The sequence below is a fragment of the Achromobacter sp. AONIH1 genome, assembly GCF_002902905.1.
Classification (GTDB): domain Bacteria; phylum Pseudomonadota; class Gammaproteobacteria; order Burkholderiales; family Burkholderiaceae_B; genus Achromobacter.
Genome location: NZ_CP026124.1, coordinates 2,180,418 through 2,197,095, shown reverse-complemented (window position 1 = coordinate 2,197,095; position 16,678 = coordinate 2,180,418). Strand labels below are relative to the sequence as shown.

General features: G+C 66.2%; 18 protein-coding genes and 2 tRNA genes. 18 read left to right on the top strand and 2 right to left on the bottom strand.

Going from position 1 to position 16,678, the window contains the following annotated elements:
* The first annotated feature begins 12 nt into the window (after positions 1–12).
* From C2U31_RS09990 to C2U31_RS09935, 12 genes are all read left to right on the top strand, one after another.
* Positions 13–657 carry an amino acid ABC transporter permease gene (locus C2U31_RS09990; protein WP_103272711.1) on the top strand — a complete coding sequence of 215 codons (645 nt, stop codon included), beginning with the start codon at positions 13–15 and terminating at the stop codon, positions 655–657.
* Positions 658–691: 34 nt separating this feature from the next.
* The gene (locus C2U31_RS09985) at positions 692–1,420 is read left to right on the top strand and encodes an amino acid ABC transporter ATP-binding protein (RefSeq protein ID WP_103272710.1); all 729 of its coding nucleotides are present in this window, start codon (positions 692–694) and stop codon (positions 1,418–1,420) included.
* A gap of 39 nt (positions 1,421–1,459) precedes the next feature.
* The gene (locus C2U31_RS09980; protein WP_103272709.1) at positions 1,460–2,257 is read left to right on the top strand and encodes a transporter substrate-binding domain-containing protein; all 798 of its coding nucleotides are present in this window, start codon (positions 1,460–1,462) and stop codon (positions 2,255–2,257) included.
* A gap of 21 nt (positions 2,258–2,278) precedes the next feature.
* Positions 2,279–3,832: a UxaA family hydrolase gene (locus C2U31_RS09975; protein ID WP_103272708.1), complete on the top strand. Its 1,554-nt coding sequence runs from the start codon at positions 2,279–2,281 to the stop codon at positions 3,830–3,832.
* Between the two features lie 29 nt (positions 3,833–3,861).
* Entirely contained in the window at positions 3,862–4,788 is a 927-nt protein-coding gene (locus tag C2U31_RS09970) for a dihydrodipicolinate synthase family protein (protein WP_103272707.1), read from the top strand.
* Between the two features lie 172 nt (positions 4,789–4,960).
* Complete coding sequence (locus tag C2U31_RS09965; RefSeq protein WP_103272706.1) at positions 4,961–7,171, top strand: TonB-dependent siderophore receptor; 2,211 nt, start codon at positions 4,961–4,963, stop codon at positions 7,169–7,171.
* Positions 7,172–7,194: 23 nt separating this feature from the next.
* Positions 7,195–7,878 carry a Fe2+-dependent dioxygenase gene (locus C2U31_RS09960; protein ID WP_103272705.1) on the top strand — a complete coding sequence of 228 codons (684 nt, stop codon included), beginning with the start codon at positions 7,195–7,197 and terminating at the stop codon, positions 7,876–7,878.
* A gap of 238 nt (positions 7,879–8,116) precedes the next feature.
* Positions 8,117–8,192, top strand: a tRNA-Gly gene (locus C2U31_RS09955).
* A gap of 54 nt (positions 8,193–8,246) precedes the next feature.
* Positions 8,247–8,320, top strand: a tRNA-Cys gene (locus C2U31_RS09950).
* Between the two features lie 101 nt (positions 8,321–8,421).
* Positions 8,422–8,760, top strand: a complete 339-nt coding sequence (locus C2U31_RS09945; protein ID WP_369869784.1) for a hypothetical protein — start codon at positions 8,422–8,424, stop codon at positions 8,758–8,760.
* Position 8,761: 1 nt separating this feature from the next.
* Positions 8,762–9,388: a DUF2946 family protein gene (locus C2U31_RS09940; RefSeq protein ID WP_103272703.1), complete on the top strand. Its 627-nt coding sequence runs from the start codon at positions 8,762–8,764 to the stop codon at positions 9,386–9,388.
* Positions 9,385–9,816, top strand: a complete 432-nt coding sequence (locus C2U31_RS09935; RefSeq protein ID WP_103272702.1) for a hypothetical protein — start codon at positions 9,385–9,387, stop codon at positions 9,814–9,816. Before C2U31_RS09940 ends, C2U31_RS09935 begins: the two co-directional genes overlap by 4 nt.
* Before the next feature lie 3 nt (positions 9,817–9,819).
* On the opposite strand, the gene C2U31_RS09930 is transcribed toward C2U31_RS09935, so the two are convergent.
* Positions 9,820–10,221, bottom strand: a complete 402-nt coding sequence (locus tag C2U31_RS09930) for a DoxX family protein (RefSeq protein WP_103272701.1) — start codon at positions 10,219–10,221, stop codon at positions 9,820–9,822.
* A gap of 130 nt (positions 10,222–10,351) precedes the next feature.
* On the opposite strand from C2U31_RS09930, the gene C2U31_RS09925 reads away from it, so the two are divergent.
* Genes C2U31_RS09925 through C2U31_RS09905 form a run of 5 tightly spaced genes read left to right on the top strand, consistent with a single transcriptional unit; the run spans position 10,352 to position 14,526 of the window.
* Entirely contained in the window at positions 10,352–11,281 is a 930-nt protein-coding gene (locus tag C2U31_RS09925) for a LysR family transcriptional regulator (protein ID WP_233772717.1), read from the top strand.
* A 10-nt stretch (positions 11,282–11,291) separates the two neighbouring features.
* The gene (locus C2U31_RS09920) at positions 11,292–11,873 is read left to right on the top strand and encodes an NUDIX hydrolase (protein ID WP_103272700.1); all 582 of its coding nucleotides are present in this window, start codon (positions 11,292–11,294) and stop codon (positions 11,871–11,873) included.
* Positions 11,870–12,640, top strand: coding sequence for a leucyl/phenylalanyl-tRNA--protein transferase (gene aat, locus C2U31_RS09915; protein ID WP_103272699.1), 771 nt, complete (start codon positions 11,870–11,872; stop codon positions 12,638–12,640). Before C2U31_RS09920 ends, aat begins: the two co-directional genes overlap by 4 nt.
* Positions 12,641–12,693: 53 nt before the next feature.
* The gene (locus tag C2U31_RS09910; protein ID WP_103272698.1) at positions 12,694–13,431 is read left to right on the top strand and encodes an arginyltransferase; all 738 of its coding nucleotides are present in this window, start codon (positions 12,694–12,696) and stop codon (positions 13,429–13,431) included.
* A 48-nt stretch (positions 13,432–13,479) separates the two neighbouring features.
* Entirely contained in the window at positions 13,480–14,526 is a 1,047-nt protein-coding gene (locus C2U31_RS09905; RefSeq protein ID WP_103272697.1) for a quinone-dependent dihydroorotate dehydrogenase, read from the top strand.
* 179 nt (positions 14,527–14,705) lie between these two features.
* On the opposite strand, the gene phaP is transcribed toward C2U31_RS09905, so the two are convergent.
* Positions 14,706–15,284, bottom strand: a complete 579-nt coding sequence (gene phaP, locus C2U31_RS09900) for a TIGR01841 family phasin (protein WP_103272696.1) — start codon at positions 15,282–15,284, stop codon at positions 14,706–14,708.
* A 378-nt stretch (positions 15,285–15,662) separates the two neighbouring features.
* Between phaP and C2U31_RS09895 the strand changes: the two genes are divergently transcribed.
* On the top strand, positions 15,663–16,640 hold the full coding sequence (locus tag C2U31_RS09895) for a tripartite tricarboxylate transporter substrate binding protein BugD (protein ID WP_103272695.1): 978 nt from the start codon (positions 15,663–15,665) through the stop codon (positions 16,638–16,640).
* Positions 16,641–16,678 lie beyond the last annotated feature (38 nt).

The window sequence follows — 16,678 nt, the reverse complement described above, 5'->3', positions numbered from 1 at the left end:
CGGAGTCGGCACATGCTGGGCATTTCCTTCGAACAATTGCGCTTCATCCTCCATGGCGCGGGCTGGACGCTGCTGCTTTCGCTCATCGGCTTCGCCGGCGGCGCGCTGCTGGGACTGCCGCTGGCGCTGTTGCGCAGCCGCGGCGCGCGCCTGTGGCGCGCCGCGACGGGCGCGCTCATCCAGCTGGTGCAGGGCATTCCGCTGCCCGTCCTGATGTTCCTCTGCTATTTCGGCATCAGCATCGCCGGCTATGACCTGCCCAGCCTGGCGGCGGCGGGCCTGGCGATGACGCTGTATTCGGCCGCTTTCCTGGCGGAAATCTGGAAAGCCTGTATCCAGGCCGTCTCGAAGACGCAGTGGGAAGCCGCCGAATGCCTGGCGCTGCGCCCGCTGCAATGCGTCCGGCATGTGGTGCTGCCGCAGGCGGCGCGCATCGCGGTGGCGCCCACGGTGGGGTTCCTGGTGCAGATCGTGAAGAACTCTTCCTACGCGGTGGTGATCGGCTTCTTCGACCTGACCTACTCCGCGCGCGTCATCAACAACTCGACCTTCGAGCCCTTCGCGGTGTTCAGCATCGCGGCCATCCTGTACTTCGCCATCTGCTACCCCCTGTCGGCGCTCTCGTACCGGCTCGAGAAACGCCTGCGCCGCGCCTAGGCGTCGGACTGAAAAAAATCAGGAGACAGATCCCATGAGCGACATTGTTTGCTTCAAGCAGGTCCGGAAGTCCTTCGGCGATGCCCAGGTATTGAAGGGCGTCAGCTTTTCCGTCGCCCCGGGCCAGGTCGTGGCGCTGATCGGCCGCAGCGGCTCGGGCAAGACCACAGCGCTGCGCTGTATTAACGGGCTGGAAACAATCCAGGACGGCCAGCTGCATGTCTGTGGCCGGGCGCTGGAGCGTGGCGGCCATGACCTACTGGCGCTGCGCCAGGAAGTCGGCATCGTCTTCCAGGCCTACAACCTCTTTCCCCACCTGACCGTGCTGCAGAACGTCAAGCTGGCGCCCTGCAAGGTCAAGGGCCTGCCGGACGCGCAGGCCGATGCGCTGGCCGTGCAGGTCCTGGACAAGGTAGGCATGCGGGACCGCGCCCACTACTACCCAGAGCAATTGTCCGGCGGACAGCAGCAACGCGCGGCGATCGCCCGCTCGCTGGCCATGCAGCCCAAGCTGATGCTGTTCGACGAGGTCACCTCGGCGCTGGATCCGGAGCTCACCGGCGAAGTCCTGCGCGTGATCGAGTCGCTCGCCGCCGAGGGCATGACCATGGTGCTCGTGACCCATGAAATGGCGTTCGCCAGATCTGTGGCCGACCAGATCCTGTTCATGCACGACGGCGTCGTCTGGGAGCACGGAGACGGCCGCATGCTCGATCAGCCTCGCACCCCCGAATTACGGCAGTTCATTTCCAGCGGCCTCTAGCCCCGCCACCCATCCCGCCATATCCATAGGGAGAATCCCATGAAAATCCTGTCCCGGCTGCTTTCCGCGCTCGTCGCATCCAGCCTGCTCCTGGCCAGCGCCGGCGCCTGGTCCAACACGCTCGAAACCATCAGGCAACGCCAGAAGATCCTGGTCGGCGTCGACATCAGCGCGCCGCCCTACGGCATGCTCGATGAGCAGGCGCGTCAGACGGGGTCGGACGTCGAGGCGGCGCGCTTGCTCGCCAAGGATCTGGGCGTGGCCCTGGAGATCGTGCCGGTGAACGGCCCGAACCGGGTGCCCTATCTGCTGAGCCGCAAGGTCGACGTGGTGCTGGCCTCTTTCTCGATCACCGAAGAGCGCAAGAAGGTCGTGGCGTACTCGGAGCCCTACGGCGTCGTGCCCGTGCTGGTGGCCGGCCCCGCCTCGGTTTCCGTCGCCAGCTTTGCCGACCTGCGCGGCAAGACCATCGCGGTGACGCGCGGCACCACCAGCGACCAGGAGCTGAGCCGCGGACTGAAGGATGTGTCCGGCGCGAGAATCGTCCGCTACGAGGACGATGCCACCACCAATACCGCCGTGGCCACGGGCCAGCAGGACTTCCTGGTCGGCGCTCCCAGCGTGCTGCTCGCGATCAGGCAGGCCAACCCGGCGCGCGACATCGTGCCCAAGTTCACCGCCACGGCCTATCCCTATGCGGTGGGTCTGCGCAAGAACGAGCCCGAGCTGAAAGCCTGGCTGGACGGCTGGGTTGCCGCGAACCTGAAGAACGGCGCGTTCAACGAGATCTATCAACGCTACTTCGGCATGCCCTTGCCTGCGGACATGCAGCGCTGAGCCACCCCGGGGAAACACAACATGCCCAGCAACGATACCGCCCCCTTGAAACCGGCGCGCGTCATCCGCCTGCATCCGCGCGACGACGTGGTCGTGGCCCTGGACCAGCTGATCGCGGGCGTCTACGTCGCCAGCGAAGCGGTGACCGTTTCCGGATTGGTTCCGCCCGGCCACAAGATGGCGACGCGGACGCTGGCCGCCGGCGAGCCGGTCCGGCGCTATGGCCAGATCATCGGCTTCGCCAGCCAGCCGATCAGTCCGGGGCAGCACGTGCACAGCCACAATTTGAGCATCGGCGATTTCGTGCGCGACTACGCCCACTCCGCCGAAGCGCGCGCCACGACGATGGCGGCCGAGCCCGCCACGTTCCTGGGCATCCCCCGGGCCGACGGCAGGATCGCCACGCGCAACTACATCGGCATCCTGACCAGCGTGAATTGCTCGGCCACGGTGGCGCGCGCGATCGCCGATCACTTCCGGCGCGACATCCATCCCGAGGCCCTGGCCGACTACCCCCATGTCGATGGCGTGGTCGCGCTGACCCATCACAGCGGCTGTGCGATGGACGCGCAGGGCGACGGCCTGAAGATGCTCCAGCGCACGCTGGGCGGCTACGCCTGCCATCCCAACTTCGCCGGCGTGCTGATCATCGGGCTGGGTTGCGAAACCAATCAGATCCCGCGCCTGCTGGCCACGCAGGGTCTCGCCGAGAGTCCGGGCCTGCGGACCTTCACCATCCAGGACAGCGGGGGAACCGTCCACACGATCCGCAAGGGAATCGAGCAGGTCCGGGAGATGCTGCCCCAAGCCAATGCCGTGCGCCGGCAGGCCGTGCCGGCCAGCCACCTGCGGCTGGGCCTGCAATGCGGCGGATCGGACGGTTATTCGGGCATCTCGGCCAACCCGGTCCTGGGCGCTGCGGTGGACCTGCTCGTCCAGCATGGCGGCACGGCGATTCTTTCCGAGACGCCGGAGATCTATGGCGCCGAACACCTGCTGACCCGGCGCGCGCAGACGCCGGACATCGGGCGCAAGCTCATCGAACGGATCCGTTGGTGGGAGGACTACTGCGCCCGCAACGGCGCCTCGATGGACAACAATCCCTCGTCCGGCAACAAGGCCGGCGGCCTGACCACGGTGCTGGAAAAATCGCTGGGCGGCATCGCCAAGGCCGGCTCCACCAACCTGGTCGAGGTCTACCAATACGCCGAACCCGTGCGCGCGCAGGGCCTGGTCTTCATGGATACGCCGGGCTATGACCCGGTCTCCGCCACCGGCCAGGTCGCGGGCGGCGCCAATCTGATCTGCTTCACCACCGGACGCGGCTCCGCCTATGGCTGCGCGCCGGCGCCCTCTTACAAGCTGGCCACCAACACCGCCCTGTGGCGCCGGCAGGCCGACGACATGGACCTGAACTGCGGCGATGTGCTGGACGGCACCCGCGGCATCGCCGAGCTGGGCGCGATTCTGTTCGAACAACTGCTGGCCACCGCTTCCGGCGCGCCGTCGCGCAGCGAACGCCATGGGTATGGGCAACAGGAATTCGTGCCCTGGCAGACCAGCGTGATCACCTGACCCTCTCCATCCTCCCTGATTGGAATCCCATGAGCCTCTCCCATCCTCCCCGCCATCGCGGCCTCTACCCCGTCGTGCCGACGATCTTCAACGAAGACGGCAGCCTGGACCTGGACAGTCAGCGCCGCTGCGTGCAGTTCATGATCGACTCCGGCGTCGATGGCCTGTGCGCGCTGGCGAACTATTCGGAGCAATTCCTGCTGGCCGACGACGAACGCGAGATCCTGACGCGGCAGATCCTGCAATGCGTGGACGGCCGCGTGCCCGTCATCGTCACCACCAGCCACTTCAGCTCGACGGTCTGCGTCGAGCGCAGCCGGCGCGCCCAGGACATGGGCGCCGCCATGGTGATGGTCATGCCGCCCTATCATGGCGCGACGTTCCGGGTCGGCGAAGCGCGGATTTACGATTTCTACGCGGTCCTGTCCGATGCGCTGCGCATTCCCATCATGATCCAGGATGCGCCCGTGGCGGGAACGCCGATGTCGCCCGCCTTCCTGGCGCGCATGGCCCGCGAAATCGAGCAGGTGTCGTATTTCAAGATGGAAACGGCGGGCGCGGCGGCGAAACTGCGCGAACTCATCCAGCTGGGCGGCGAGGCCATCGAAGGCCCCTGGGACGGCGAGGAAGGGATCACGCTGCTGGCCGACCTGGACGCCGGCGCCACCGGATCCATGACGGGCGGCGGCTACGCCGACGGCATTCGCCCGATCATCGACGCCTATCGCGCGGGGGACCGGGACCAGGCCTATGCCCATTACCAGGCCTGGCTTCCCCTGATCAACCATGAGAACCGGCAGGCGGGCTTTCTGGCGGCCAAGGCCCTCATGAAGGAAGGCGGCATCATCCGCTGCGACGCGCCCAGGCATCCCTGGCCCGCCCTGCATCCCGAAACGCGCAGGGGCCTGCTGGACATCGCCCGTCGGCTGGACCCGCTCGTGCTGCGCTGGGCCTGATAGCGGGCTGGGCGATCTCGGGGATCATCCTGTGGACGGCAAGCGTCCTCGGGAGGCTACGCGGCGCCTGGCTCATATATTTCCTTCACGAATAGGACTTATCCGATTGCAACGCAGGGCTTGATAAATCTTTAATAGAAATGGAAACCATTCCTATTCAAAGGATTTCATCATGACCTCGCCGCACATCCGTTCCCGCGCCCTGCCGCCCCGCGCCAGCCTCTATTCCGCCTTCGCTGCCGCGACCGCCGCCACCCTGGCCGCGCCGGCCTATGCCCAGGGCGCCGCCGACGGCGGCACGAGCGTGCAGTTGGCGCCGGTCACGGTCAGCGGGCAGGCGGTCACGGGTTCCAAGACCGACGTTTCCGGATCGGCCAAGTACGCCGTTCCGCTGCTGGACGTGCCACAGACCATCACCGTGGTGCCGCGCCAGGTGCTCGACGAGCAGAACGCGCTCAGCCTGAAGCAAGCCCTGTCCAATGTCTCGGGCATCACCTTCAACGCGGGCGAAGGCGGCGGCGGTTCCGGCGACTCGATCAACATCCGCGGTTTCAGCGCCAACGCGAACATGCAGGTGGACGGCCTGCGCGACAGCGCGCAGACCAGCCGCAGCGACCTCTTCAACCTCGAATCGGTGGAAGTCATCAAGGGGCCCAACTCGGTCTTCGGCGGCTCGGGCACCACCGGCGGCAGCATCAACATGATCAGCAAGCTGCCCAAGTCCACGGACGCCACCGAAATCGCCGCGCGCCTGGGCACCGACCGCTACAAGCGGCTCACGGTCGACACCAACCAGACGCTGGGCAGCGAAGGCTTCGCCGCCTTCCGCCTGAACCTGATGGCCCATGGCAACGACGTGCCCGGCCGCGATCAAATCTACAAGCGCCGCTGGGGCGTGGCGCCTTCGCTGACGCTGGGCATGAACGGACCGACGCGGCTGACGCTGAGCTTCCTGCACCAGACCGACGACAACCTGCCCGATTTCGGCGTGCCGGCGCTCTATGGCAAGCGACTCGACGGCGTCTCGCGGGAGTCCTATTTCGGCTGGCGCAACCTGGACAAGGAGAAGATCCAGTCCAACGCGCTCACCGCCAAGCTCGAGCACGACTTCTCGGCGGACCTCAAGCTGCAGAACCTGACCCGCTATTCCAGCCTGAGCCGTGACACGACCGTATCGGCCTCGCACGTGGATCTGCGCGGCATGCGGCCGGGCTACTACAAGCCGGCGGGCCCGCAGGGCTATGGCCGCGATTCCACCACCGAAATGTGGGTCAACCAGACCAACCTGACCAGCAAGTTCGACACCTTCGGGCTGGGCCATACGCTGGTGACGGGTTTCGAGATCTCGCGCGAAACCTATGACCGCACGACCTACTCCTACAACATCAACCGCTACTATCCCGCGGGCGGCTTCGAGCTGTCCCGGCCGCCCGGCCGCTGGGACGGCCCCACCAGCAGGAGCGATTCCGCCCGCAACAAGACCAGCCTGGACACCAAGGCGCTCTATGCGATGGACACCATCGCGCTGGGCCGGATGTTCGATGTCAGCCTGGGCCTGCGCTACGACTGGATCGACGCCGCATCGTCCAGCCGCCCCGTCGGCGGCGCGCGCCTGGACGTCGACAGCGCCGACCGCAAGCTCAGCACGCGCGTCGGCCTGACGTTCAAGCCCGCCGAGAACGGCCGCATCTATGTGGCCTACGGCACGTCCTTCAACCCGTCGGCGGAATTCCTGGTCACCACGGGCGGCGGCCTGGATGCCAGGAACAACAGCCTGGCGCCGGAAAAGAACCGCACGGTCGAGTTGGGCACCAAATGGGAGCTGCTGGACCAGCGCCTGGCGCTGGGCGGCGCGCTGTTCCAGGTGGACAAGACCAATGCCCGCGAAACGCTGGCCGACGGCAGCTACCTGCTCGCCGGCGCCCAGCGCGTGAAGGGCCTGGAGCTGAACCTGTCCGGCAAGGTCACGCCGCAGTGGGACGTGTACGCCAACTACACCTACATGGACAGCGAAACGCGCAAGTCGACCACGCAGCCGCTGCGCGTGGGCCGCGCCCTGGGCAACACGCCGCGCAACTCCTTCAGCCTGTGGACCACCTATGCCCTGCCCGGCGGCTGGACGGTCGGCTACGGCGCGCGCGCCGTGGGCACGCGCAACGTCACCTCGCAGGGCGACGGCAAGCTCGACGCCTACTGGATCCACAGCGTGATGGCGTCCTACGACGTGAACCGCAACCTCAAGCTGCAGCTCAACGTCGAGAACCTGGCCGACAAGGCCTATGTCGAACGCGTGCGCCAGGTGGCAGGCAGCGAGTCGCGCTCGTCCGCCATCGAGTACGGCGACGGCCGCTCGGCCATGCTGTCGGCGATCTACAAGTTCTAGGCAGCACACGGGAAGCCGCGACGATGATCGTCCATGTACCCGGCGTGCTGGACGCCGGCCAGCTCGCAAGCTGCCAGCAACTGCTGCTGCGGGCGGACTGGCAGGACGGCCGCGGCACGGCCGGCTTCCAGTCCGCCCTGGTGAAGAACAACCTGCAGCTGCCGGCCGATTCCGCACTGGGGCTGCAGGCCGCCGCGCTGATCGACCAGGGTCTGGCCCGCAACCCGCTCTTCATGTCGGCCGCGCTGCCGGCGCGCATCTTTCCGAAGCTGTTCAACGTCTACGGCGAAGGCCAGTCCTTCGGCCTGCATGTGGACAACGCCATCCGCTATCCGCCCGGCGCGGCCTCCGGCATCCGCACCGACCTGTCGGCCACGCTGTTCCTGTCCGAGCCGGACAGCTACGACGGCGGCGAGCTGCTCATCCAGGACACCTATGGCGAACATGCGGTCAAGCTGCCGGCGGGAGACATGGTGCTGTATCCCGCCGGCAGCCTGCATCGGGTCACGCCGGTGACGCGCGGCATGCGCCTGTGCTCGTTCTTCTGGATCCAGAGCATGATCCGCGACGATGGCCAGCGCGGGCTGCTGTTCGACCTGGACGGCGCCATCCAGGATGCCGGCCAGCAGCTGGGCGCAGGCCACGGCGTGGTGGTCCGCCTGACCGGCGCGTACCACAACCTGCTGCGCCGCTGGGCGCATCCCTAGCGCCCAGCATAGACCTCTCCAAAGCCCCCGGGCGCCGCCGACGCCGGCCACGCAGGTCGGCATTAGGCGGCGCCCACGCTCCGGCTGACCGCCATCTTGCGCCCGCCTTGCCACTTTCACGCACACGTCCCGAAATCTGTGTATAATCGCTGTCTTTGGTGAATGCCAGTGCGCAGCAAATCGCGAATAGCGGCCTGCGAACAATGAACGGCAAGCATCAAAATGCAGCAATGCAAACGCGGGAGTAGCTCAGTTGGTAGAGCGCAACCTTGCCAAGGTTGAGGTCGCGAGTTCGAGACTCGTCTCCCGCTCCAAATACAAAAAGGAAGCAACGGCCATCCCGAGCTTCCTTTTTTCTTGCAAGTGCTGGCGCAATGGCAGAGTGGTTATGCAGCGGATTGCAAATCCGTGTACGTCGGTTCGATTCCGGCTTGCGCCTCCAGCATCTTTCCCCCTTCCCCCCGAGCATCTGGTTACCCATCCCTACCTCCGGTCAGGCGGATGATTGCTATGGTGTCGCCGTTTTCCACTGACGACACGACCATGCACAAGCACACGGATCCCCGCTCGCCGAATGAGCGCCGCCCCACCGCATCGATCTGGGCGCTGTCGGCCGCCGCGCTGATCGCCCTCTCGCCTCTGTCGGCCGAAGCCGGCGACAAGCATCATCACCGCTACAAGCGCGGGGAATACAAAGAGAAGTACTGGGACGGCGCCTGCAAGGTCGAGCGCAAATGGAAGCGCAACGGCGACTACAGCGAAAAGCGCAAGTGCCGGGACGACTATGCTTATGGCTACGCGCCGCAGCCAGCCATAGTTCCCATGATGCCGGTCGCGCCCGCGATCGTGATCAACCCGCCCCCCATCGTGATCAGGCCCTGAGATGGATCAATCGGTGAAAGACGCCATCGTCCGCTGGCCCGACGTGCCGGCGGCGTACGGCTGGCTGTCGCTGGACGCGCGCGGCCGCTGGCGCTTTCACCCGCAGGGACTGTCCGCGCAGGGCGGACCCGGCGAATCCATCACCAATTCCCAGATCCTGGATTTCATCGGCCGCAACTACGCGCACGACGACGCCGGCCGCTGGTTCTTCCAGAACGGGCCGCAACGCGTCTACCTGCGGCTGGACGCGGCGCCATACGTGCTGCGCCTGGACGATGCGGGCCGGGCCCTGCTGACGCATACGAACCAGCCGGTCACGGCAATCAGCGCCTGGTGGCTGGATGACGCGGGCAGCCTGTATGCCGTGACGCCCGCGGGCCCCGGCATCGTGCTGGACCGTGATCTGCCGGCGCTGCTGGACCAATTGCGCGCGCAAGACGGCGCCCTGCTGCTGGACGCCCTGGCCGAACTGACACCTGGACAGCCGCCCCTGATGGTTGAATGCGCGGCTTATGGTCGGGCGCTGCTACGCATGGCGGCGCGAGCGGACCTGCCGCCGATCCTCGGTTTCGAACCCGCCGCGCCCGCAGCGGCAACCGCACGCTCACCCGGCGACAACTCCACATGACCAGCCTGCGCGATATTGGCCTGTCCCAAGGACTGGTCGACCATCTTGCCGCCGATGACCAAAGCGGCCCGTTTGGATATCGATGCCAGCCCGCCCACTACTGGAAATCCTCGCCCATCGCCGAGCGCGATATCGTCGCCTTATGGGAAAGCGGCACCGTTCTCAACTATTTCGATCAGGCCAGGCGCCGCTTCGAGCAGTGCTCGCTTGAGGACATCGACGCGCCCTGGCATTCCTTCACATCCCTGCAGGGCGCCCTGGCCGTTCTGTTCATCACCGGGTACGAGGATGAGCTGAGCGACGAGGTCCTGCGCGACTACGCCCGCAGCTTCGATTTCCGACATATCGAACGGATGCTGGCCGAGGTGCCGCAAGCCCCGGAAGCGTACGAACACTGGCGCCAGACATTCCCGGTCAGTTGCGCCTGACACTCAGCCTCGGCGGCCCGGCTTGAGCGCGAGCTTGCCATCACCCAGCAGCGCCAGCACGGCCGCCGCCACGGTCAGGAAGATCGGGTATTCCCAGCCGCCGCCCGGATTGCCGAAACCCCAGCCGTTGCCGAAGTGCACGGTCGACGCGACGAACAGCTGCACCACCGCGATGGCGGCGACCCAGCGCGGCCACACGCCCAGGATCAGCAGCACGCCCGCGGCGACTTCGAAAATGGTCACGGGATAGGCCAGCCAGCCGGCGAAACCGATCTTGGCGAAGAACTGCGCCGTGCCCGGCAGCGTGTACACCAGCAGCTTGGTCAGGCCGTGGGCCAGGAACATGACGCCCAGCGCCACGCGCAGCAGCAGCGCCGCATAGGGCGCGGTACGGTTATCGATCATTGCGTTCTCCTTGTCTGGAACATGAATCGCCCAGGACGGGAAGATTCTTGATGGGCGCCATTTTTGCGATTCCTAAAACAAAGATAAACATGCAAAATCGCAAATTATTGTTCCCAAAAAGGAAACAATCTTGGATACGCATACCGCCATGCAGACCTACGCCAAGGTCGTGGAACTGGGCTCATTCGCCGCCGCCGCGGACAAGATGGGCCAGGCCCGCTCCGTGGTGACGCGTCAGATCGCCTATCTGGAACAGAAGTACGGCGTGCGGCTGCTCAACCGCACCACCCGCAAGCTCAGCATGACGGACGCCGGACGCGCCTTCTATGAACGCGTGCGCCCGATACTGGCCGAGGTGGCGGACCTGGAGCAGGCCCTGCAGGCCGAAGGCCAGCGTCCCAGCGGCCGGCTGCGCATCAGCGCCCCGGTATCCTTCGGCATCCTGCACCTGGGGCCGGCCATCGCCGAGTACCTGCAGCAGTACCCGGACGTGGTCATCGACCTGGACCTGAACGACCGCGTGGTGGACCTGGTGGAAGACGGCTACGACGTGGCCGTGCGCATCGGCCCATTGCAGGACTCGTCGCTGGTGGCGCGGCCACTGGCGCCACAGCGGCTGCTGGTCTGCGCCTCGCCCGACTATCTGCGCCGCCACGGCACGCCGGCCACGCCCGAGGACCTGAAGCAGCACCGCTGCCTGCACTATGCCTACGCCAGCACCGGCAATGAATGGCATTTCGAGAAGGACGGACAGCTGCGGCTGCTGCGCGTGAACGCGGCGCTGCGGGCCAACAACGGCGACGTGTTGCGCACCGCCGCGCTGGCCGGGCATGGCGTCATCCTGCAACCCGATTTCCTGGTTGGCGACGACGTGCGCGCCGGGCGGCTCACCGAGATCTTGACCGACTACGTCAATACCTCGATCACCATGTACGCCGTCTATCCGCACCGCCGCTTTCTGTCCCCGAAAGTCCGTTCCTTCGTCGAGCATCTGGAGGCGCGTTTCGCCGCGCCCCGACCAGTGCCTGCCCCGGGCGCAGCGAAGCGCCGCAGCCGGTAGAATCCTGTCCATGACCGCAAAATCGCCCATCGAATATTTCCCCGCGCCGCGCCGGGCGCGCTTCTGCAGCCAATGCGGTTCGCCGGTGAACCGCCGCGTGCCCGAAGGCGACAACCGCGAGCGCGACATCTGCGACCATTGCGGCGCGATTCACTACCAGAATCCCCGGCTGGTGGTCGGCACGGTTCCGGTCTGGGAAAACCGCGTGCTGCTGTGCCGGCGCGCGATCGAGCCGCGCTACAACACCTGGACGCTGCCGGCGGGCTTCATGGAACTCGGCGAAAGCACCGCGCAGGGCGCGGCGCGCGAAACGCTGGAGGAATCCGGCGCCCGCATCGAACTGGGCGAGATCTACACCATCATCGACGTGCCGCAGATCGAGCAGGTGCATGTGTTCTACCTGGCGCAGGCGCTGGGCCCCGAGCTGGATCCCGGCCCCGAAAGCCTGGAAGCGCGCTACTACGACGAGGCCGAGATCCCGTGGGACGATCTGGCCTTCCGCACGGTGTCCAGCACCCTGCGCCGCTACTTCGAAGACCGCAAGCATGGCGCCTTCGGCCCGCATCACTACACCCTAGAATCGCACCGTTGAAGCTGCCCTGGCTCGCCGCAGACACGCCGTTTCCGCCCGCGGAGTTCGCGCTGACGGAACCGGACGGCCTGCTCGCGGCCGGCGCCGACCTGTCGGTGCAGCGCCTGACCCAGGCCTATTCCAGCGGCATCTTCCCCTGGTACTCGGAAGGCGAGCCCGTGCTGTGGTGGAGCCCGGATCCGCGCATGGTGCTGGAGTGCGCGCATTTCTCGCCCTCGCACTCGCTGCGCAAGCTGCTGCGCCAGATCGCGCGCGACGAGCACGCGGCCACGCCGCGCGTGCAGGTGCGCGTGGACACGGCCTTCGCCGAGGTCATGCGCCAATGCGCGGCGCCGCGCGACGGGCAGCCCGGCACCTGGATCACCGCCGCGATGCAGGAAGCCTACCTGGCCTGGCATCAGGCCGGCGTCGTACACAGCATCGAAACCTGGATCGACGGCGAACTGGCCGGCGGCCTGTACGGGATCAGCCTGGGGCGCATGTTCTACGGCGAATCCATGTTCACCCGCAGCACCGACGCCTCCAAGATCGCCCTGGCCTACCTGGTGCGACACCTGACGGCGCAAGGCGTGGCGCTGATCGACTGCCAGCAGCAGACCCACCACCTGGCCAGCCTGGGCGCCCGCCCGATCGCGCGTTCGAAGTTCCTGCAACACGTGCGCGCCGCCACCGCGCAGCCGTCGCTGGCCTGGACGCCCGGCTGGCTGGACAGCGCCGGCATGCTGCATCCGCTCGCCCGCAAGGACGAGCCGGAATCCGCCGCTTAAGCGTTAATATGTAGCCGTCCCACGCGGGCCCGCCCGCGCATCCCGGGCATCCCATGAGCCAGCTAAAAGAATTACCCTTCTCCACGCTGCAGTTCTACGCGACCGCTCCCTACCCTTGCAGCTATCTGCCGGGTCGCCAGGCCCGGTCGCAAGTGGCTGCGCCCGGCCACCTGATCAACGCCGGCACGTATTCCCAGCTCGTCGAGCAGGGCTTTCGCCGCAGCGGCCTGTTCACCTACCGTCCCCATTGCGACAACTGCCAGGCCTGTGTGCCGGTGCGCGTGGACGCCGCGGCCTTCGCACCCAACCGCAGCCAGCGCCGCGCCTGGCGCGACCACCAGCCGCTGCAGTCCTTCGTGGCCGAGCTGGCCTGGTCGCCCGAGCATTACCGCCTGTACACGCGCTACCAGCAGGGCCGCCATCCCGGCGGCGGCATGGACGAGGACAGCCGCACCCAGTATGCACAGTTCCTGCTCACCAGCCGCGTCAACACGCGGCTGGTGGAATTCCGCGATCCCGCGGGCGCGCTGGTGATGGTGTCCATCATTGACGTGCTGGACGACGGCCTGTCCTCGGTCTACACCTTCTACGATCCGGACGTGCCCGGCAGCCTCGGCACCTACAGCATCCTTTGGCAGATCGAGCAGTGCCGCACGCTCAACCTGCCCTGGCTGTACCTGGGCTATTGGATCGCCGAAAGCCGCAAGATGTCCTACAAGGCCAGCTTCCACCCCGCGCAGTTCCTGGTGGACGGGCAATGGCGGGACGGCCCGCCGGCGCCGACGGCCTGAGCGGCGGCGGCGGACGGGCCGCCTCAAGACAAATTACAATCCCGCCTCATGTCTATCCTCTTCCACGCCTATCCCCTGGCCCGCCCGGCGCTGTTTGCCATGGACGCGGAAACCGCCCACGAAGTCACCTTGTCCGGGCTGCAACGCGCCTATGAGTGCGGTGCCACGCGCAAGCTGCTGCACGCGCAGCCGCAGGCGCCGACCACGCTGATGGGCATGCGGCTGGCCAATCCCATCGGCCTGGCCGCGGGGCTGGACAAGAACGGCGCCTACATCGACGCGCTCGGCAACCTGGGTTTCGGCTTCATCGAGGTCGGCACCGTGACCCCGCGCGCGCAGCCCGGCAACCCCAAGCCGCGCATGTTCCGCCTGCCGCGCGCCAATGCGCTGATCAACCGGTTGGGCTTCAACAACCAGGGCCTGGACGCCTTTCTCGCCAACGTACAGCGCAGCCAGTGGCGCAAACAGGGCGGCATCCTGGGGCTGAACATCGGCAAGAACGCCGACACGCCCATCGAGCGCGCCGCCGACGATTACCTGATCGGCCTGGCAGGCGTGTATCCGCACGCCGACTACGTGACGGTCAATATTTCCTCGCCCAACACCAAGAACCTGCGCGCGCTGCAGGGCGGCGACGAGCTGTCAGCGCTGCTGGCCCAGCTGGCCGACAAGCGCAAGGCGCTCGAGGACCAGCATCAGCGCCGCGTGCCGATGGCCGTGAAGATCGCCCCGGACCTGACCCAGGAGCAGATCGACGCCATCGCCGACACGCTGCCGCGCCACGGCATCGATGGCGTCATCGCCACCAACACCACGCTGTCGCGCGATGCGGTCGCGGGCATGGCCCACGCCGAGGAAGCGGGCGGCCTGTCGGGTGCGCCCGTGCACGAGCTGTCGCTGGCGGTGATCCGGCGCCTGAAGGAACAGTTGGGAAGCCGCATGGCCATCATCGGCGTGGGCGGCGTGCTGTCCGGCAAAGCGGCCCAGGAAAAGATGCAGGCCGGCGCCGACGCGGTGCAGCTCTACACCGGCCTGATCTATCGCGGCCCGGCGCTGGTGGGCGAATGCGTCAAGGCGGTCGCCGGCGCGCGCTGAGCGACCCGCGATCCCGGCCTGCACGGGCCGGGGCCTCGCCCCTCTCTTGGGCCGAAGGCACGCAAATCGCAGGCAAAAAAAGGGGCCACCCGATGGGTGGCCCTAATTCCAGCTCTGCTCTGTCACTCAACAGTACTACATTACTGCGGTTTGCGCACCAGGCGCGCGCCTGAAAAGACTCAGGCGCTGCGACGGCTGCGGCTGGCAACCTTGGTGGCGGCATCGGCGGCATCCGAGGCAGCCTTGAAGGTCGCGTTGGCGGCGGCATTCAGGTTCGACTCGGCGACTTCGGCGGCCTGCTTGGCGGCCTTGGTCAGCGAATCGTAGGCGCTGGTCGCGGTGGCCAGCGAGGACTTGATCAGGGCGACGGCGCTTTCCGAGCCGGTCGGGGCGTTCTTCGAGAAGTGCTCGACGGCTTCGCTCAGCTGCTGCTGGCCTTCGGCGATCTGCTCTTCGGTCAGCTTGACCAGCTTGCCTTGCACGCCGGCGACGATATCGTACACGTGCTTGCTGTAGGCCAGGGCCTTTTCGGCGCCCGGTTGCAGCAGGCCGGTGGCGAACGCGGCGGCTTCCTGCGGATCCTTGACTTCAGCGGCTTGCTGCGACTTCTGGGCGACTTCGTCCAGGGTGGCCTTGACGACCTTCAGGTTCAGCTCGACCAGCTTTTCGAAGCCGGAGAAAACGACGGCCTGGGCGGCGACGAAAGTATTGACGCTGGCCTTTTGGCGGTCCAGAACTTGTTGCGGAATGGCGCTCATAGAATGCTCCTAGGTGTTCAGCCGGAATACCCGGCAAATCAGGATGGTGTCTGCGACGAGATGGAACGTGCGCGGAAACTGGTACTACAAGCTACCGCCGGCGCGTTTGATGCACTGCACAATTGACATTCTAGAGACCGAAAAAAACTTGTCAAGCAAATTTTGTGCAACGCAACAACCATTTGCACTTTAACAGTGCACGCCTGTGTCCCGGTTTGATCCAGCACAAGCTTTTCCCATGACTCGGGAAATACCGGACATGACGGCGTATCAATTCTTTTCTACACTGTTTGCACGCTGATGACATACAGAACCCTACTAATAGTCAGCGACTTATAAAGAAATACGCAGCAAGAAAAAACCTGCAACGGAGACTCCATGACCCTCATCCCCCGCACGCTTTCGGCCCTGCTCGCGGCCGCTGCCATGGTTACGGCCGGCGCCGCCCAGGCGGAATATCCGGAACGCGCCATCAACATGGTGGTGCCTTTCGCCGCAGGCGGGCCGACGGACAACGTGGCGCGCTCGCTCGCCGAAGCCATGCGTCCGACGCTGGGCCAGACTGTCGTGGTCGAAAACAAGGGCGGGGCCGGTGGCACCATCGGCACCACCCAGGTGGCGCGCGCCCAGCCTGACGGCTACTCGGTGCTGCTGATGCACGCGGGCTTCTCGACCGCCCCCTCGCTGTACAAGAACCCCGGCTACGATCCTTACAAGAGCTTCGAGCCCATCGGCCTGGTGGTCGATGTGCCGATGACCATCATCGCCCGTTCCGACTTCCCGCCCAACAACATCCAGGAGCTGGCCGAGTACGTCAAAAAGAACAAGGACAAGGTCTCGCTGGCCAACGCCGGCATCGGCGCCGCCAGCCATCTGTGCGGCACCATGCTGGTCGAAGCCCTGGGCGTGCAACTGCTGACCATCCCCTACAAGGGCACGGCCCCGGCGATGAACGATCTGCTCGGCAAACAGGTGGATCTGCTCTGCGACCAGACCACCAACACCACCCAGCAGATCAATGCCGGCTCGGTCAAGGCCTACGCCGTCACCAGCCTGCAACGCGTGCCCACGCTGTCCAAGCTGCCCACCATGGACGAATCCGGCTTCAAGGGATTCGAGGTCGGCATCTGGCATGGCATGTGGGTGCCGAAGGGCACGCCCAAGCCCGTGGTCGACAAGCTCATCAAAAGCCTGCAGGCCGGTCTGGCCGACCCCAAGTTCCAGGACCGCATGAAGCAGCTGGGCGCCACGGTGCTGACCAGCGACGCCACCCCGCAGGCGCTGGACGCCAAGGTCAAGCAGCAGGTGCCGCAGTGGGCCGAGCTGTTCAAGAAGGCGGGCGTCGAGCAGCAATAAGCCGCGTCACCCGCCAAAAGAAAGCCCCCTTTCGCAGG